18 protein-coding genes and 1 riboswitch are annotated in these 18843 nt (G+C 47.6%); of the genes, 6 read left to right on the top strand and 12 right to left on the bottom strand.

Annotated features, from left to right (window positions below):
* Nucleotides 1–5: 5 nt before the first annotated feature.
* On the bottom strand, nucleotides 6–1100 hold the full coding sequence (gene hemH / locus DET62_RS07145; protein ID WP_011235573.1) for a ferrochelatase: 1095 nt from the start codon (nucleotides 1098–1100) through the stop codon (nucleotides 6–8).
* Between the two features lie 134 nt (nucleotides 1101–1234).
* Here hemH and DET62_RS07140 point away from each other — a divergent pair, with 134 nt between their 5' ends.
* A complete protein-coding gene (locus DET62_RS07140; protein WP_110013422.1) occupies nucleotides 1235–1819 on the top strand; it encodes a VTT domain-containing protein in 585 nt (194 codons plus the stop codon).
* Between the two features lie 15 nt (nucleotides 1820–1834).
* Nucleotides 1835–2881, top strand: a complete 1047-nt coding sequence (locus DET62_RS07135; protein ID WP_110013423.1) for a hemolysin family protein — start codon at nucleotides 1835–1837, stop codon at nucleotides 2879–2881.
* Here DET62_RS07135 and DET62_RS07130 read toward each other — a convergent pair.
* Nucleotides 2798–3556 carry a sulfite exporter TauE/SafE family protein gene (locus tag DET62_RS07130; protein WP_034822662.1) on the bottom strand — a complete coding sequence of 253 codons (759 nt, stop codon included), beginning with the start codon at nucleotides 3554–3556 and terminating at the stop codon, nucleotides 2798–2800. The genes DET62_RS07135 and DET62_RS07130 overlap by 84 nt on opposite strands.
* 136 nt (nucleotides 3557–3692) lie before the next feature.
* Here DET62_RS07130 and DET62_RS07125 point away from each other — a divergent pair, with 136 nt between their 5' ends.
* Nucleotides 3693–4616 (top strand): rhodanese-related sulfurtransferase, encoded by a 924-nt coding sequence (locus tag DET62_RS07125; RefSeq protein ID WP_110013424.1) that lies wholly within the window; start codon nucleotides 3693–3695, stop codon nucleotides 4614–4616.
* A gap of 145 nt (nucleotides 4617–4761) precedes the next feature.
* Entirely contained in the window at nucleotides 4762–5238 is a 477-nt protein-coding gene (locus tag DET62_RS07120) for a Dps family protein (RefSeq protein WP_011235578.1), read from the top strand.
* Between the two features lie 64 nt (nucleotides 5239–5302).
* On the opposite strand, the gene DET62_RS07115 is transcribed toward DET62_RS07120, so the two are convergent.
* Nucleotides 5303–7759, bottom strand: coding sequence for a TonB-dependent receptor (locus DET62_RS07115; RefSeq protein WP_110013425.1), 2457 nt, complete (start codon nucleotides 7757–7759; stop codon nucleotides 5303–5305).
* 179 nt (nucleotides 7760–7938) lie between these two features.
* On the opposite strand from DET62_RS07115, the gene DET62_RS07110 reads away from it, so the two are divergent.
* On the top strand, nucleotides 7939–8136 hold the full coding sequence (locus DET62_RS07110) for a DUF3185 family protein (protein ID WP_034822665.1): 198 nt from the start codon (nucleotides 7939–7941) through the stop codon (nucleotides 8134–8136).
* A 14-nt stretch (nucleotides 8137–8150) separates the two neighbouring features.
* Here DET62_RS07110 and DET62_RS07105 read toward each other — a convergent pair whose 3' ends face one another.
* The 9 genes from DET62_RS07105 to trxA form a co-directional block, all read right to left on the bottom strand.
* Nucleotides 8151–9476 carry an MFS transporter gene (locus DET62_RS07105; protein WP_110013426.1) on the bottom strand — a complete coding sequence of 442 codons (1326 nt, stop codon included), beginning with the start codon at nucleotides 9474–9476 and terminating at the stop codon, nucleotides 8151–8153.
* 15 nt (nucleotides 9477–9491) lie between these two features.
* A complete protein-coding gene (locus tag DET62_RS07100) occupies nucleotides 9492–10235 on the bottom strand; it encodes a phosphotransferase (protein WP_034822669.1) in 744 nt (247 codons plus the stop codon).
* Nucleotides 10232–10858 (bottom strand): nicotinamide riboside transporter PnuC, encoded by a 627-nt coding sequence (gene pnuC, locus DET62_RS07095; protein ID WP_011235582.1) that lies wholly within the window; start codon nucleotides 10856–10858, stop codon nucleotides 10232–10234. Before pnuC ends, DET62_RS07100 begins: the two co-directional genes overlap by 4 nt.
* Nucleotides 10851–11108: a YkoF family thiamine/hydroxymethylpyrimidine-binding protein gene (locus DET62_RS07090; protein ID WP_110013427.1), complete on the bottom strand. Its 258-nt coding sequence runs from the start codon at nucleotides 11106–11108 to the stop codon at nucleotides 10851–10853. The genes pnuC and DET62_RS07090 overlap by 8 nt, the downstream gene beginning before the upstream one ends.
* An 11-nt stretch (nucleotides 11109–11119) precedes the next feature.
* Nucleotides 11120–13249, bottom strand: a complete 2130-nt coding sequence (locus DET62_RS07085) for a TonB-dependent receptor (RefSeq protein WP_110013428.1) — start codon at nucleotides 13247–13249, stop codon at nucleotides 11120–11122.
* Between the two features lie 49 nt (nucleotides 13250–13298).
* Nucleotides 13299–13397: riboswitch (TPP riboswitch) on the bottom strand.
* A 50-nt stretch (nucleotides 13398–13447) separates the two neighbouring features.
* On the bottom strand, nucleotides 13448–14149 hold the full coding sequence (gene fre / locus DET62_RS07080; protein WP_110013429.1) for an NAD(P)H-flavin reductase: 702 nt from the start codon (nucleotides 14147–14149) through the stop codon (nucleotides 13448–13450).
* Nucleotides 14150–15622: a 4-hydroxy-3-polyprenylbenzoate decarboxylase gene (gene ubiD, locus DET62_RS07075; RefSeq protein ID WP_011235586.1), complete on the bottom strand. Its 1473-nt coding sequence runs from the start codon at nucleotides 15620–15622 to the stop codon at nucleotides 14150–14152.
* 7 nt (nucleotides 15623–15629) lie between these two features.
* Nucleotides 15630–16898 carry a transcription termination factor Rho gene (rho, locus tag DET62_RS07070; protein WP_011235587.1) on the bottom strand — a complete coding sequence of 423 codons (1269 nt, stop codon included), beginning with the start codon at nucleotides 16896–16898 and terminating at the stop codon, nucleotides 15630–15632.
* Between the two features lie 249 nt (nucleotides 16899–17147).
* Nucleotides 17148–17474, bottom strand: a complete 327-nt coding sequence (trxA, locus tag DET62_RS07065) for a thioredoxin TrxA (RefSeq protein WP_011235588.1) — start codon at nucleotides 17472–17474, stop codon at nucleotides 17148–17150.
* 91 nt (nucleotides 17475–17565) lie between these two features.
* Here trxA and rhlB point away from each other — a divergent pair, with 91 nt between their 5' ends.
* A complete protein-coding gene (gene rhlB / locus DET62_RS07060) occupies nucleotides 17566–18843 on the top strand; it encodes an ATP-dependent RNA helicase RhlB (RefSeq protein ID WP_011235589.1) in 1278 nt (425 codons plus the stop codon).

The raw sequence follows: 18843 nt of genomic DNA, 5'->3' as shown, positions 1-18843 counted from the left end.
CTCCTTTAATCATCATAGGGCAAACTTTGCTTTTTTACCTGGTCAGCTCTTTGCTGTCGCTGTTCGGTTACGTCTTCAACTGACCAGCCTTGCAAATTATTTTCAATAAGCTGACTTAGCGCATCAATATGCCCGCTTTCGGCATTCAGAGCTGAAATGTACTCGTACCGCTCACCACCACTTTCCATAAAGTATTCACGGTTTTCTTCACCAATTTCTTCTACGGTTTCTAAGCAGTCAGAAGAAAAACCCGGACAAAAGACCTGAACCGACTTTACTCCTTTACCTGGAAGCGCTTTCATCGTCATATCGGTATAGGGCTGCAACCACTCTTCGCGACCAAAACGTGACTGAAAAGTCGTCAGATACTCGTCTTTTCCAAGCCCTAATCGTTCTGCCAGTAAGCGCGATGTTTTGTAGCATTCGCAATGGTAAGGGTCACCATTTTTCAGGTAGCGCAGTGGAATCCCATGGTAGGAAAACAGCAACTTATCAGCCCGTCCATGAGCGTCCCAGTGTTTTTCAATGCGCTGAGCAGCGGCCTCTATAAAAGGTGAAAAATCGTGATAGTGAGTAATAAAACGAAGTTCAGGTAACCAGCGGCGTTTGGTAAAGTCTTTGGCCAGCGCATCAAAGGTTGAGGCCGTGGTCGATGCCGAGTACTGCGGATACAAAGGCAACACCAGCAGTTTGCGAACGCCTTTTTGCATCATCTTCTCAACCACCTCGCTAAGAGCCGGGTTCCCGTAACGCATGGCAAAATCCACAACAATGTTGTCACCCCAGGTTTGCTTCAGTTTTGCCTCAATGGCCGAAGCCTGGTCTTGCGTGTGAAATAACAAGGGAGAGCCACGATCAGTCCAGACAGTTTTATAAGCTTCAGCTGAACGTTTAGGCCGAAAACGCAAAATAACGCCGTTTAAAATCAAAAACCAAAGTAAGCGCGGAACTTCCACCACTCTGGGGTCGGATAAAAACTCTTTTAGATAGGGCTTGAGTGCTTTTTTTGTTGGAGCCTCTGGAGTTCCCAGATTAGTAACCAAGACACCAATTTTGTCCGCCTGCCCATGAGAAAAGCCCGGGCTTCCTTGATATTTCATTTTGAGTTACCTTTTAACAACACGATGTAAGTGCAAATTTTACGTAAGTTTTAACGGCTTCGATCCCTATTTGCAAAAAAATCACGCTACACTGGGCCGATGAATGCTATCGAAAATAATATGTTGACGCGCCAATGACAGAAAACTCGAAGACGCAACAATGGTATCAGAAACTGGCCAGTTCCCCCCATGCGTTGATACTTCTATTTTTTCTGTCTGCCCTGGAGGCAACAATACTTCCCTTAGCCTTAGAGTTGGTCTTAGTACCTTACATGGTACTAGAACGCAAACGCATATGGCTGGTTTCGACTGTCGCTTTAGCGGGTTTTTTGGCCGGGGCTATTGTCGGTTACTACATTGGCTTTGCCTTATTTGATACCGTTGGAGAATGGTTTATCAACTACCTGTCCATTCAGGACTACTATAAAGAATTCCAGGACACTCTGAGTGAAGACGGTTTTATTGCTATTTTTCTGGTGGGCGTTACTCCCGTTCCTTTCCAGGTAGCCATGCTGGCTGCAGGTGCTGGTGATTATCCGCTTTGGCTATTTATGCTAGCGGCTGGTGCCGCAAGAGCTTTACGTTATTATGTATTAGCACTTATCGTTTTATGGTTAGGACCTTATACTGAACGCTTATGGGGTAAATACGCAGGTCTCGTCGGTTGGTCTATTCTCATCGTCGCGGGAACTATGTTATTACTAATGCAGTTTTTGTAAGTATTTAAGGTACCAATGTTCCTACTCATTGTTTTTGCTGTTATTGCCATTGGCGTTTCATTTATTTGTTCAGTTTTAGAAGCTGCCATTTTGTCGGTTACACCAAGCTATATAGCCCAGCTAAAAGAATCCCGGCCTAAAACCCATCAACAGTTGCGCAAGCTAAAAGATTCTATCGATAAACCGCTGGCAGCTATTCTGACACTTAATACTATAGCTCATACAGCAGGTGCCGCAGGGGTTGGAGCACAAGTTGGGGTCGTCTTTGGTGACGGTTATCTGGGAGTAGCTTCAGCAGTTATGGCGTTGCTTATTCTTGTGCTATCAGAAATAATTCCGAAAACCATAGGTGCTAAATTCTGGCGTGAGATAGCTCCTATGCTACCTCCAGTACTAAATTTTTTAATTTTATCGCTTAAGCCGTTTATCTGGCTTTCCGATCAAATCACCAAACGCATTGGCAGCGGAGAAGCGGACATTGACGTTCGCTCCGAAATTAAGGCCATGGCCACTATTGGCCACGAAGAAAAAGCGTTAGATGACGACGAACGTCGGGTCATTCTGAACATTCTCGACTTACATGAAATTCGGGTACGTCAGGTCATGACTCCAAGAACAGTATGTGAATCCATTCGACCAGATTTAAGCATGCCGGAAGTCAGCGAAAGGATTAGAAATCTGCCTTTTTCCCGATACCCGGTCATTGATACCGACGAGGAGCCACAAGGCATTGTTTTTCGTAGTGATATTCTTGATGCTGAGGAATCAGACTCGCTGAAAGACATTGTACGACCGGTTGAGATCGTCACAGAAACCGTCAGTGTTGAGGCTCTAATGAGCCACCTGCTTAAAGAGCGTCAGCATATGGCTTTAGTGTATGACGAACACGGCAGCTGGCTGGGACTCATTACGCTGGAAGATATTATCGAAACCATACTGGGTACCCCCATCATGGATGAAACCGATAACATTGCCAGTTTACGCCGTTATGCCCGTCAACGCTGGGACAAACGGCTCAAGCGCGACCCAAAGCAGACGCAAAGCCAGCAAGGTAATGATTAAGCGAAATAGTTGGTCAAAGCGCTGGTCAGTAATTTTTTTCAGCCAGTGCAGACCAATCCAGGTACCGGCAAAACCGGCCGCTATCATTGCTAATACCAGCGGTAGCCAGTCCTGAAATACAAACCCGGCCATGCCAAACACCAGCGCTTTAGGCGCGTGTTGCATGGTCATTACTGCGGAGAACGTCGCGACGGTTTGCATTCGCTGACTAAACCGGGCTTTTACAAAAGCGGCAACCAGTGGCCCTGACGCACCAACAAAAAGAGAAATAAAGCCGGTAACCAAGCCACCACCGACTAGACCAGCACGCCCACGGAAACTCTGTGGCAACTTAGGTCCCCAGGTTAGCCAGATTAAAAATAGTGCGATGGTAATTTGCAGAAAATGTGTCGGAAGCTGAACCAATAATAAACTGCCGATAAAAGTGCCTAACAAACCAAAGGGCACAAACCAGGCAACGGTAGGCCAATGAATGTATTTCCAGGACAACCCGGTTCGTCCAATATTAGACCCCATTTGCACTAGTCCATGTACCGGAATAACCGCGCTACCGGGTAATACCAGAGCCATTACACCAATCAATACCGCGCCTCCGCCAGCACCGGCCACGGCTGTTAATAACGAGGTTGCGGCTGATAAGAGTACCAGGCCATAAAACAAGGCTTCGTTAATCATGCTTTCTTACTGCTCCCTGAGTCCCTGATTTGCGCTGATCGGGATCAAAACGGTATAATCCGCGCGATTTACTGATCCGCAATTTAATTAATGGCTCCGGATTTACGTTCCGGACCGCTGAAGAAGGTAACATGATATGTATATTTGTGCGGCATTGTATAAATTTGTTGAGCTAAATGACTATAAAGAGCTCCGCGAACCTCTGTATCAAACGCTTATCGCAAACGATGTAAAAGGCACTCTGCTGTTAGCCCGTGAAGGCATTAATGGCACCATTTGCGGTACCCGCGAAGCCATTGACAACGTTTTGAATTACTTACGTTCCGATGAGCGTTTTGCTGACATTGAACACAAAGAATCCCCCAGTGACGAGCAAGCTTTTTACCGCACCAAGGTAAAACTGAAAAAAGAAATTGTCACCCTGGGCGTTGACTGGGTTGACCCTAAAAGCTCGGCCGGTACTTATGTCGATCCGGAAAAATGGAACGACCTGATTGCCGACCCGGAAGTGCTGGTTATTGATACCCGCAACGAATATGAATACGCCGTAGGAACCTTTGAAGGCGCCATTAACCCTAAGACCGATACTTTCCGCGAGTTTCCGGAGTACGTGAAGCAGCATCTGGATCCGGAAAAACATAAGAAAGTTGCTATGTTCTGCACCGGTGGTATCCGCTGCGAAAAGTCGACCGCTTATTTAAAAGAGCAGGGCTTTGATGAGGTTTACCATCTAAAAGGCGGAATTCTTAAATATCTGGAAATGATGCCGGAAGACAACAGTCGCTGGAATGGTGAGTGCTTCGTTTTTGACCAACGCGTTACCGTTAAGCACGGTCTGGAGCAGGGTGAATACGACCAGTGTTATGCCTGCCGCATGCCCATTACTGCTGAAGAAATGCAGTCAGAACATTACCAGAAAGGTGTCAGCTGCCCGCATTGCTATGACAAGACCTCAACCGAGCAAAAAGAGCGATTTGCCGAACGTGAGCGTCAAATTCAATTAGCTAAAGTGCGCGGTGAAAAACACATCCGCGACGGTAAACTTGAAAGCCTGAGTTGATTTAACTCACAGCGCCCCCATACTCCCTATGTAAGCATAAGCTGACAGTTATCGAGTTTAACTGTCAGCGTTATCGATTTTCATCGCTTTCTTTAACCCTATGATTCAACTATGGTTAAGGCATAACGATGATAAAGGAGGGTTTATGAAACAGTTAAGCGTTATTGGTTTAGACCAGAAAAAAGCAGAACAACTTGGTGACAAGCTCAATGAGCTACTTTCAAATTACCAAGTTTTTTATATGAATGTTCGCGGTTTTCACTGGAACATTAAGGGCGAGCGTTTTTTTGAACTGCACGCTAAATTCGAAGAGACCTACGACGATTTACTGCTTAAAATTGATGAAATTGCAGAGCGTATTTTAACTTTGGGTCAGCGCCCTCAGCATGCTTACTCAACTTACATCAAGAACAGCGAAATTGAAGAAGTTAAAGATGTACACGACGGTCGTGCCTGTGTAGCCAATATTCTGGATAGCTATCAGACCACCATTCGTTTGCAGCGTGAAATTCTTGAAATTTCTGATGAAGCAGGCGATGAAGGAACCAACGCGTTGATGAGTGACTACATCAAAGAGCAGGAAAAAACAGCCTGGATGCTGACGTCTTACATGGGCAATTAATCGCTCCGAGAAGTAACAATAAAAACGCCCCGGTATTCGGGGCGTTTTTTTATGTCGATAATGACTAGAAAGTGTAATTCAACCGAGCGTAGTAGTAACCACCGTTAATACCGAACGGGAAAGTTTCCCAGCCATATTTAAAGCCCGCATCAGAAAATGGTGAACCAGCACTGCCCCATTCGTCGGGGTAAGTGTCAAACAGGTTATTCGCACCAATACGAACATTTAAACTATCAGTAAAGTCGTAACCAATAGAAAGATCAGTTAACCACTTACCGCCCCACTCATGACGCACACCGGTAAAGGCTTGCCCTTCAACAGGCCCAAAGTAATTAAAGGCTAAATTCACATTCCAGGCATCACGAGTCCAGTCACCACTTAACGTTGCTTTCTCACTGGGTTGTCCCTCTTCAAGACGCAGGACTTGAGTGTCGTTGAAGATCTGTTCCCCCGGAATTAATGAAGAGACCGAATTCACCTGCTCTACATCGGTATTCATAAAGCTCATTGCGGCAGTTAAATTCAAATTGCCGTCCATAAACTCAGTCGGGTAAGACGCGATCACATCCAGACCTGTGGTTTTGGTGTCAACAGAGTTGGTAAAAAACTGAGCGGCGCCCAGGTTATTATCCTCCAGAATTTGGCCAAACTCCGCACCAACATCGGCCGTCAGAGATTCCGATAACACAATGCGATCATCAATATTGATTTGATAAAAATCCATGGTCAGATCGAAACCGTTGTTGAAACGCTTTATAAGACCCATACTTATGCTTTCAGACGTTTCTTCTTCCAGCTCGTTAATACCAAACTGACGTGCGACTTCGTCATCATTAGCAATGGTCCCGGTTTCTACCAGAGTGCCATTAACAATGTTAGTGGATACCTGACTGTAATAAATTTGCTGTACACCAGGAGCCCGGAATCCGGTCGATACTGTGCCACGCACAGAGAGGTCACTGTTGATATCATATCGGGCAGACAGTTTACCGGAAATATTGTCTCCGGCTATGTCATAATCTTCGTAGCGTAAAGCCCCGGCTAACAAGAAGTCCGGCGTTACATAGTATTCTGCATCGACATAAGCACCATAACTGTCACGGTCAGCATCTACCGCCTGGCTCGGACTAAAACCCGGAAAACCTTGTATGCCGGCTTCAGCAGGGTCACCAGATGGGGTTAGGATTTCAATGCTGGGATCATTAGCTCTGCCATAGGACCAAGATACCGGGTCACCTGGGTTAATTTGATAGCCGTCACGCCGCATTTCTAATCCCACAGCCAGATAAAGCAGCTCATTTGCGATATCAACCGTACCATTAAAATCTAAATTGAATGTCGTCTGCTCAAAGACCAGTTCGCCATCGAAAGCCTCTGTTGGTGTTTCGCCGTAAATACCGCCGTCCGGACTTGGTTCGTAGTACCAACTTACATTTGCTGAGTTTGACGAATTAAAGCCAAATTCATTTTTCCCGTAAACCACACTGGCATCCCATAGCCAGGCGTTAGGCAGGTCTCCGCGAATTCCAACAGCCAACGATTGATCATCCGCTTCGGTCTCTAGTTTCGGCAGAAAACCATCGGGGTAAATTGCTTCTATGGTTCTCGGGTGTCCGCGTCCGCGGAAGAAACCTGAAGAACCACCGTCACGGCTGGAGATACCACCAAAAGCATAAAGCTCTGTCGTTTCACTAAAGTTATAACCGGAGTTAAACCAGGCGTATAAGTTCTCCGAATCGGCATCACCAATATGCAGACGAACCACAGGGTCGCCGCTGGGCGATGACCAGTCTCCTATGAGCGATGCTTCAGCTGGAGACGCCCGGTTCGTCATTCCCCGGTCACGGTACTCCAACGTGCCGTTGAAAAAGCCGTTGTCTGACTCAACACCAAAATTAACGCCAATAGTATTAACTTCGCCATCACCCTCGTAAGTTTGACCTATTTCAGCGGAGACACTGCCGCCTTCGGAGCTTTTCAGCGTGATATTAATGACCCCGGCAATGGCATCAGAGCCGTATTGAGCCGCCGCACCGTCTCGTAGAATTTCGACACGCGCAACAGCGGTAATTGGAATGGCGTTAATGTCGTAGCCTGCCGAGCCTTTACCAATGGTTTCCTGAACGTTCACCAGAGCTTGTTGATGCCTGCGTTTACCGTTAACCAGAACCAGAACCTGATCCGGATTGAGTCCGCGCAGTGTTGCCGGACGAATGATGTCAGAACCGTCAGAAATGGTTGTGCTGGAAAAGTTAAAAGAAGGCGCACTCATTTGCAGGGCTTTACCGAGTTCAGTCGCTCCTGTATTTACGAGTTGCTCTGCAGAAATAATATCAATTGGCGAAGCCGATTCTGTCGCTGTTCTGCCATTAACCCGTGAACCCAAGGTGACAATGCGCTCCATAGATTCGTCAGACTCTGCATTAGCATCCGCTTGTTGCGCAAAACCGGTACCCGGGATTGCTAACGCTGCTGACATTGAAATGGCCAAATACCCAAGTTTAAAAGATGCTCTGCTCATAGTTCTGCCTTACTTTTGTTGTTTTTTTGTTTTAAACGCGACCAGCTTTTTAACAACTACAGCCATTTCATTGGCTTGGGAATATACCAGATGATATAAATCAATATTTGTAAGGAAACTTGCGGATCTGACAGAGTGCTTTATATTGATAGTTGTAAACACAACAAAAGGAAGACTTTATGACTCGTATCGTAGGTATTGTTCTATTAGTTGTTGGCGCTATTTTATTGTATTTCTCATATGAGGCCTCACAATCAATTGCCTCTAGCGTATCAGAAGTGGCTACAAATGAACCAACTGACAACACCATTTGGTATTTAATTGGTGGTGTTGCAGCAGTCATTATTGGTCTCTACGCGGTCATTCGCGGAAAGTAACCTAGTAAACGTAGTTAGCCAGACGTGTCGCCTGATACGTCTGGCAGTCTTAAGGCTGTAAGGGTAGCAAGTAAGCCAATAGCTCCCAGTACCCATAAAACGGCAGCAACGCCATAAGCAGCATCAACCCACCCCAGTAATAAACCAGCTAAAAGCACTACCCCCATCACGGTATTAGATACCGCCGTCAGTTGCGCCCGGTTATCTTGCGTTGCCATATCAACCAGATAGGTTTTTCTGCCAACTCGTGCTCCATGATGCGCAACCGCCGAACTGAATAAAAGTAATGCCGCAATCCACTGCGCGCCCAGCGCCTCAGGTATCCAGTAATAAAGTGCCAGCGCAGCCGATATTACCAAAGTCGACATAACGGAAGCTGCTGCCATCACATGGTGACTGGCAGAATCGGACCAACGCCCCCAAAAGCGCCCCGCCAACAAACCGGCAAGCCCACTCGCTAGCATTAAACTGCCCAGACTAGTCAGTTCGGACTCACCTTCGCGCTGAATTAGAACCACGATATAAGGAATAGCAAAAGCGGCGGCGACTAGTAACGCCCGCGAAATGACAAAGTGTCCAAACTGACGATCCTGCCACAGCAAAGACATTGATTTCAGTGCTTCGGTCAGCGCGTTACCACCGCCCTCGGTTGCACCGGCAACCTCAGGAATGCCCGCATAAAGTAGAGCCGCAACAAACCAGAGCACAACACCGGCACCTAGTAGTCCAATAAATAATGAGCGCTGACCTTCCATATCGGGTGCAAATATAATAACGAGTGCGGTTAACAGTGTGAGTAATCCGGCGGTGGAGGCTGCGACACCGGACATTCGTCCACGGCGCGTTTTAGATACCGTTTTACCGGTCACATCCTTATTCGCCACAGAACAAATGCCCCGTGACAAGCTAAATATTGCCAGTAAAACAACTACAGACCACCCCAGTGCAGATTCATCTAAAGTTGCTACCGCAAACAACATCGCCAGCAACGAGACTGCCTGACCGACACTGCCCGCAACCCAGAACCATTTGCGTACCGGCTGCTCACGGAGCTTTTGAGCAACAAAGAGCTGAGGTAATAAAGCCAGAGATTCCCTTAAAGGCACTAAAGCGCTAATAAACACCGCCGGAGCGCCAAGCGAACTCAACATCCACGGCAATACAAGGCGCGCGCTGACTAAGCTGTCACCCAGTTTTGTCAGAGTTAACGACAACAACATCAAAACGAATGAACGCGGTTGCTCGTTACAGGCAGACTCAGGAATATCTTTACAAACGCGAGCATCTTCGTCTTCAGCTAAGTAGCCGTAAACGCGTTCAGTCAGTTTTTTATCAGTCATGGCAAAGTGTTCACTTTAAGAAAGGTGTCGAAATAGATGCTGCCATACTTTATTCAACCATTCCACAAACTCAAACCATTGCGCTAAACGCTGCCGATCAATTTGATAATGGGCTATTTTTTCGTACTCTGTTATTAAGCGAACCGAGGCTTGGTCACTGAGTTCATTCACGACAATTGCACTGGCAATATCAAACAAGGGGTGGCCAATACCCGCGTACTCCCAGTCAATAATCCGGATAGGATCGGCCATTAAAATATGATTCATAGATAAATCGTTGTGGCATAACACCGGATAACTGAGCCAGTCCTCTAACAAGGGTTGCATGGGTACCAATTTCTGGCTCATTTGAGCAGCAACCGCCGAATTGACCGAACGCAACTGCTGCAAATAATGCTCGACCCGCTCAGACATAGACCAGGCCGGAATATCAACTCGTGTATTGTGGATTTTCGACAGCGTTTCAGCCAGTACAGTGGCTTTAATCAAAGGCGACAGCGTAACTTGCTGTAAAGACGGAGCCTGGTAGTAAGGCTGTAAAAACCAGCCTTGCTTAGCATCGTAAGCTAAAACTTCGGGGGCAAGAGCCTGTTGCGCCAGCTCTTTTTGTATAGATACTTCCAGCTCACGGTCAACCGCGAATACCTGTTCATAGCGCCAGCGTTTTAACACATAATCTTCTGTATCTGTTCGCAGTCGCAACGTCTGATTAGACTGCCCGGAAGCAAGCAGTTGTATTTCGCAGGGCCGGCCAATCACCCGGCTTCACTCGCAGATTTCAGCGAAATGTCATGGCGCCAGCGCCACATGGCATAAATCACCAGTATCAGATAAACCACGAACAACAAGGCGGTGGCGACAAAGCCTTTGCTGGCGTACAAATAAACGTAAACACTGTCGATAACCAGCCAGTACCACCAGGTTTCATACGCTTTTTTGGTAACCAGCCAGGTGGCCAGCAAACTGAATATTGTGGTGTAAGTATCGAGCCATACTGCGTCTGCGTCGGTATAAACCGAGAGTAAATAAGCAATGCCGGCAGCCAGAGGAACCAACCACGCCCATTGCAGCAGATGCCAACGAAACGGGTATTTCGCGCCATCAGGACTCTCCTTTGCTGCGCTTTGCTGACGCTGCCATTGCCACCAACCATAGCCTGCCAACGCAATGTAGATTGTTTGCAGCAAAGACTCCATATACAACTTACCTTGCCAGAACAAGACAGCGTATATAGTACAGCTGACCGCCGCCGCAGCCCAGCACCACTGGCGCTGATGTGCCGCCAGCACTAAATACCCCAAAGCCATGACTAAAGCCGTCAGCTCCCAGGGGGAACTGACCATCAACTGCTCAAGCCAGGATTCAAGCAAAGACTCAGGCATTATCCGGCCTTAAGTCTTTGTTAATAAACTTACAAACCAGAACATTCGAAGGCACATTCTGGAAAAGCATCTCCATTTCTTCACCCATAATGCGCATAACGTCCTGCATTTCACCAAATACTTGCGTACTCATGGTGTTGGTCAGAACCGTTAGTTCTGAATGCTGATTTAAACGCTCAATAAAATCTTTAATGGTATCCAGGTAATTTTCAGCCAGTGGATACAGCGACATTTCTACTGAAACTTGCATATTAAGCTCCCTTAAAACGATTTTCTGACAGTGATACCAAAGCGACGCGGTTCACCGTATTGGACGTAAGTTTCCGGCACATACTCCTTACGAGGGTCATTACGAAAGTAAAAACCGCGAGTTTCGTAGTCTTCATCCGTTAAATTACGACCCCATAAGCTAAAGTGCCAATCCTGATAATGATAGTTTAGCGCAAGGTGCAACACTGCCATGCTGTCCGCTTTTTGGTTATGAGAGTCAGAGAAGTAGAACTCGTCTTTCGCGTCGGCCTGAATCACCCACTGGAAGTTCTCGCCTAACCAACCTTCAAAGCCAATATTCAACTGGTAATTAGGCGCTTGCGCTTGCTCCCGCCCGGTCATATCGGTGCCGTCTTCGGTGACAAAACCTTCAATTTCGGTTTTTAACCAGCTGGCCGAAGCGAAAACCGCCAACCAATCCGTAAACTGGTTGCGAATTTCCGCTTCCAGACCGTAACCTGTGCCTTCAGCGGCGTTCTCAATGTAACCCACAAATGACTGGTCTCGGTTTACCCAGCCCTTGAGCTGCACATCGTCACGCCAATGGTAAAATGCGCTGACTCTTGAGGTTAAACGCCCATCGGCACTGCTGCCTTTTACGCCAAACTCGGTACTCCAGAGCGTTTCCGGAGCAAAGGTTGAGCGGTCTAACAAGTAGTTTTCTAATTCTTCCAGACCCTGATCTTCAGCTTTTCCTAAAGCTTCACCATTAACGCCACCGGCTTTGTATCCGCGCGCCAGAGTCGCGTACAGGTAACTGTCGTCAGACGCCTGATAGCGGACACTGAAATTACCACCCACCATGGTGTCTTCAGGTTCAGCGGTAATATCGCGACTGTCGAGGTAGTCATTGTCGTAACGTTCTACCCGCAAGCCAGTTATAGTACTAACCCGGTCACTCCAATGCTGAGTTAGCTCACCATAAATAGCAACGTGATTGCTATCATAGTCGCTGTTGAAAATGCTTGGCTGGCCTAAGTCCCAGTTAAAATAGTCACGTGTCAGCTGAACCGATTTGTCGTAATAGTACAAACCTAAAACCCATTCGCTATCAATACCAAACAGGCTTTCGGGCTCGTCGGATACCCAGCGAACTTCGGCGGTTTTGTCGTCACGGTCGCGGAAGTACGCGTCAAAAGCTGAGTATTCCCAGCCCGGAGCGATACCTTCATAGGTCCAGTCTTCGTCGTAAGCGTAGCCGGTGTCTGCATCCAGGTAGTTAACAGACATTTCCAGACGGCTGTTGTCAAAACCCAGGTAACTGAGCTGCAAGCGCAATGCCTGACTTTCTAAGCGGTCAAAACCCGGTTCATCGGACAAAGTTTCGCGGGTGTTGTCGAGACTAAACGCATCGTAGCCATTGTCGACATCGTTATAATGCAGAACCGTTTGCAGCAGCCAGTCTTTACTGAGCTCTGTATCCAGCTTGAAGCGCGCAGTGAGTTCGTCGCGCTGTTCCGTGTCATCACGCTCAAGATAGGTATTTTCAATGTAACCGTCTTGCTGAAACTGGCTGACCGAGAAGCGGGCATTACCGTGCGCTCCAAGGTTTCCGCCCATAGCAAGGCCGCCCATGGCTTCGGAATAGTTGCCTGCTGATAGCTGAAACTGGCCGTTAAAGTCGCTGCTCGGTGCGGTGCTGTCCAGCAACAATAAACCGGCCATAGCGTTCACGCCAAAACGTCCGCTTTGCGGACCGCGAAACACTTCCACGTGATCAATATCGAAAAGCGATGCGGCACTGCCTAATCCGCTGTAATCAATACCATCAATTATCAAACCGACCGAGGGCGTTACAGGATCAACAAACTGAGAGCGCTCGCCAATACCACGAATTTGAATAAACCGAGCCGTGGAAGTACCTCCCGAGAAATTCACGTTGGCCAAACTGTTCAGAGTGTCTTGTAAATGCTGTGAGTGACGCTGTTGCATCGCATCTTTATCAATAATAGAAACGCTGCTGGTGGTTTCATTTAAGGTGCGGCGGTGAAAGTCACCACTCACTTCAATAATTTCAATGTCTTTTGTATCTTGTGTGTCCTCTGCTGCAAAGGCAAAAGCGGGAACACTGGATAACGCAGCGGCAATGCTGGCTGCTAAGTATGAATTGATTATTTTCATGGATCATTTCCTCAAAACAAAGTCAGAAACGATCCGGTAAGGCTGTATTAGACGGGTTTTCTACCATCCCTACGCCAGTATTAACCGGATCAGGTTTTAAGGGTTCGCTAATGCATCTCAGCCGTTGCCGGCACCCCTTGGTAAAGCGGCGTCAGTATAACGCAGCTTGTTAGTTAAACAAATTTACTTTCAGTGCAATTAAATAAAGGACAGAGCGTCGCCGTAAAGGTTTTCTAACGGTACGTCTTTAGCGACAAAGTCGTCGCGAATAACGCGTATCATTTCAAAACGGCCAGCCATGTAAATTTCACACTCAGGCAGACTTTGCTCACGGGCCATAACCGCGTGGTGCACTAAACCAATAGAATAAGCCCAGTTGTTATCCGCGTCTTCGACCACCGGGTGATAATCAAAGTGCTCGTACTGGCTTGCTAAGCGTTCCAGTTCGTCATGCAAATACAGGTCGCTTAAGCTTTTTGCACCCCAGTAAAGTGTCAGAGGCCGCTCTGGCGACACACGTAAATGTTGCTGCAAAATAGAATAGGTATACGAGAAACCGGTGCCACCAGCAATTAACACTGCCGGCTTAGTGTTTTCCTGACGGTAAAACGCAATACCGTCCGGCGCATCAATTTCTAGTTCCCCATCGTCACGCACTTTATCCAACACTTCCATGGCATAGCTGTTGTCCGGCGTAGCACCAACATGAAGTAACCACTCACTTTTATTGGACGGGCACGACGCAATACTGAAAGGCCGCTTATCGCGTTCGCCCATCACCACCATAAGGTACTGGCCTGCTTTAAACTCAACCGCCTGCGGCAATTGTAAACGCACTTCCCACACAGCATCCGCCAACTGGCGCGAAATTTTAGCTTTACAGGTCATTTGTTGACTCATTCACGACTCCATAATATTCAGTTCGTCCCACAGCTCGTCAACACGCTGTTTTACCTCATCGCTCATGACGATTGGTTCGCCCCACTCACGGTCGGTTTCACCCGGCCATTTATTGGTGGCGTCCATTCCCATCTTTGAGCCCAGTCCGGAAACCGGTGAAGCAAAATCAAGGTAATCTATTGGCGTATTTTCGACCAGGGTCGTATCACGTGCCGGATCCATCCGGGTTGTCATAGCCCAGATAACATCTTTCCAGTCACGCGCATTTACGTCGTCGTCACACACAATCACGAACTTGGTGTACATAAACTGACGCAAGAAAGACCAGACACCCATCATCACACGCTTCGCGTGACCCGGGTACTGCTTCTTCATAGTGACTACGGCCAAACGGTACGAACAGCCTTCCGGTGGCAAATAAAAATCGACAATTTCTGGGAATTGTTTTTGCAGCAACGGAATAAAAACTTCATTTAAAGCAACGCCCAGCACCGCAGGTTCGTCCGGTGGACGTCCGGTATAGGTGCTGTGGTAAATAGGATCTTTGCGGTGGGTCACATGAGTCACGGTAAACACCGGAAACTCATCCACTTCGTTATAGTAGCCGGTATGGTCGCCATAAGGCCCTTCTGCCGCCATTTCACCCGGCTCTATGTAACCTTCCAGAATGATTTCAGCGTGCGCAGGTACTTGTAAGTCGTTACTGAGACACTGCGTTACTTCGGTTTTGCTGTCGCGCAACAAACCGGCAAAGGCGTATTCCGACAAGCTATCAGGCACAGGGGTTACCGCACCCAAAATAGTCGCAGGGTCTGCGCCCAAAGCAACTGACACCGGGAACCTTTCGCCCGGATGCTGCTGGCACCATTCCTGGAAATCCAACGCGCCGCCGCGATGCGACAACCAGCGCATAATAAGCTTATTCGGACCCAAGAGTTGCTGGCGATAAATGCCTAAGTTCTGACGTTCTTTATGCGGACCTCGAGTTACCGTAAGACCCCAGGTCACCAAAGGCGCAACGTCGCCCGGCCAGCAGTGCTGAATAGGCAGCTTGGTTAAGTCAACGTCGTCGCCGCTCATAACCACTTGCTGGCACGGTGCCTTTTTAATGCTTTTTGGCGACATACTCAGCACTTTTTTGTACTTAGGCAGTAAATTCAACGCGTCGCGAAAGCCTTTAGGAGGCTCAGGCTCTTTTAAAAAGGCCAGCAATTTGCCCACATCCCGTAAAGCGGTTACTGACTCCTGACCCATGCCTAAAGCCACGCGGTCGGGTGTGCCAAACAAATTAGCCAATACAGGCATATCATGGCCTTTCACGTTTTCAAACAATAAGGCCGGGCCTTGTGCTTTTAACGTACGGTCTGATATTTCGGTAATTTCGAGGTAGGGATCGATCTCTTGTTGGATGCGCTTAAGTTCACCGCGCTCCTCGAGGAGCGCGATAAAGTCACGCAGATCTTGATATTTCATACGCCACTTAACTGTTGCGTTGACGTTTCATCGATTCGAAGAATTCGTCATTGGTTTTGGTCATCTGCAGACGGTCAATCAGGAATTCCATGGCCTCAACTTCGCCCATTGGATGCATGATTTTGCGCAGGATCCACATTTTTTGCAGCTCGTCCGGCGTAGTCAGCAACTCTTCGCGACGCGTACCTGAACGGTTGAAGTCGATGGCAGGGAACACACGGCGTTCAGCCAACTTACGGTTCAGATGCAGCTCCATGTTACCGGTACCTTTAAACTCTTCGTAGATGACTTCATCCATTTTCGAGCCGGTATCAATAAGCGCGGTTGCAATAATGGTTAAACTACCGCCTTCTTCTACATTACGCGCAGCTCCAAAGAAACGCTTAGGTTTGTGCAATGCGTTAGCATCCACACCACCGGTTAACACTTTACCGGAGCTTGGAATAACGGTGTTATAAGCACGGGCAAGGCGAGTAATTGAGTCCAGCAAAATCACTACGTCTTTTTTGTGCTCAACCAGGCGCTTGGCTTTTTCAATAACCATTTCGGCCACCTGAACGTGACGGCTGGCAGGTTCATCAAAGGTTGAAGCAACCACTTCGCCATGTACAAGACGGTGCATTTCGGTGACTTCTTCCGGACGCTCATCAATCAACAGAACAATCAGTTCAGCATCAGGGTGATTCGCCGCAATAGAAGTTGCAATATTCTGCAATAGTAAGGTTTTACCCGCTTTTGGTGGCGCAACAATAAGACCACGCTGGCCTTTACCTATTGGCGCTGATAAGTCCAGTACCCGCGCAGTGATATCTTCTTTACTGCCATTGCCGCGTTCTAAGTGAAAACGCTCTTCCGCGTGTAGCGGCGTTAAGTTTTCAAATAAGATTTTATTGCGGGAGTTTTCAGGCTTGTCGAAGTTAACTTCGCGAATTTTCAGCAGGGCAAAATAACGTTCGCTGTCTTTCGGTGGGCGAATTTTCCCGCCAATTGTGTCACCCGTACGCAGGTTAAAGCGACGAATTTGGCTTGGCGAGACGTAAATGTCGTCCGGGCCAGCCAGGTAAGACGAGTCGGCTGAACGCAAGAAGCCAAAGCCATCCTGCAAAATTTCCAGCACACCACCGCCGTGAATGTCTTCACCGCTTTTAGCGTGAGCTTTTAAGATAGCAAAAATGATGTCTTGCTTACGTAGGCGGGCCATATTCTCAAGGCCCATTGAGTCCGCGAGCTGAACCAGCTCGTTTACGGGTTTATCTTTAAGTTCTGTTAGATTCATAGGAGGGTTTTCGAGTTATCGATTGAACACAAAGCCTTTTTTAATTTGACTCTAGAAAGTAAAACAATTGGAACATTCGGAATTCGCGAAGTGCGAAACCAGAAACAGACGTTTCATTTAAAAACAGGTTAACCGGTGGAGTTGGTGAACCCGTATGAACAGTTAATGAGCAGAAGTTATCACCAAAAAAGCGATTCGTCCAGTTTTCTCAACAAAAACGGCGCATAACACGCCGTTTTTTGACAATCATTAAATATGCTGGTCTAAAAACTCAGTCAATTGAGCACGTGATAATGCGCCCACTTTCGTTCCAACGACTTCTCCGCCTTTGAATAGCAATAACGTTGGAATGCCACGAATATTGTACTTAGGTGGAGTTTGTTCATTATGGTCGACGTTCAGCTTACCAATAACTAATTTATCAGCGTACTCGCTGGCAATGTCATCAAGAATAGGCGCTACCATTTTACATGGTCCACACCACTCAGCCCAAAAGTCGACTAATACGGGTTTATCGGAATTTATGACATCAGCATCAAAACTGTCATCACTTAGCTGAACTATTACGTCACTCATGGTACTCTCCGCTACTTTCTTCGCGTGGAAATATTAGAATAGTATTATTTCTGTTTTTGAATACAAGCGCAAACTGATATGCTTATAACTTATGACTAAAAAACATCTTACAGAAACTCGCTTTGCTGATTTGGCGCTTCACCCCAAAATCCAGCAAGCAATATCCAGTGCCGGATTTGAGTATTGTACTCCAATTCAGGCGTTAAGTCTGCCCGTTGCTCTGTCTAACCGCGATGTTGCTGGTCAGGCTCAGACAGGTACAGGCAAAACCTTGGCATTTCTGCTGGCTACTTTCAACCGCTTAATGCAGAACGAATCGTCCGAAAAAACCGAATCGGGCCCACGCGCACTGATTATGGCACCGACTCGGGAGCTCGCTATTCAGATAGCTCACGACGCGGATGCCCTCATTGAGCATTGCGGTTTGAAAATGGGCGTAATTTACGGCGGCGAAGGCTACGAAGGTCAAAAAGAACAACTGGCTGCACAACCAGACATACTGGTCGGCACCACGGGTCGTCTTATAGACTTTTATAAGCAGGATCTATTTAGCCTTAAAGATATTGAAGTTGTGGTGCTGGACGAAGCCGACCGCATGTTCGATCTGGGCTTTATTGATGACATTCGTTACCTGTTACAGAAAATGCCGGATCCATCCAAACGTCTGAATCTGCTGTTCTCTGCAACCTTGTCTTATCGTGTGCAGGAACTGGCGTACGAACACATGAATGCACCGACCAAGCTCGAAGTAGAACCGTTACAAAAAACGGCCACACGGGTAACTGAAGAACTGTTTTATCCTTCTAAACCCGAAAAGTTTCCGTTGCTACTGACATTAATAGAAGAAGACTGGCCGGATAAAGCCATTGTTTTCGCCAACACCAAGCACGGTTGCGAGAAAGTGCATGGCTGGCTGGTCGCGAACGAGCACCGTGCGGGTCTGTTAACCGGTGATGTTCCGCAGAAAAAGCGTTTACGCATTCTGGAAGACTTTGCCGAAGGAAAGCTCGACTTTTTAGTTGCTACCGATGTCGCAGCACGTGGTCTGCACATTCCTGAAGTAACCCATGTATATAATTTCGACTTACCGGATGACTGCGAAGACTATGTTCACCGTATAGGCCGCACAGGTCGCGCAGGCGCCAGTGGCGCTGCAATAAGCCTGGCGTGCGAAGAGTACGTATACAACTTACCGGCTATTGAAGACTATATTGGTCACACCATTCCGGTCACCAAATACGATGGCGATGCTTTGCTTTCTGATTTACGACGTCCGCGTCCAATTCAGCGCCGTCGTCGTCATAACTCAGGCGGAGGCAAGGGCAAACCTCGCGGCCGTCGCTCGGGACCTCCGCGCAACGCGTCGTAA

The organism is Idiomarina sp. H2, assembly GCF_004364275.1.
Classification (GTDB): domain Bacteria; phylum Pseudomonadota; class Gammaproteobacteria; order Enterobacterales; family Alteromonadaceae; genus Idiomarina; species Idiomarina loihiensis.
This window is presented reverse-complemented; position numbering and strand designations above follow the sequence as displayed.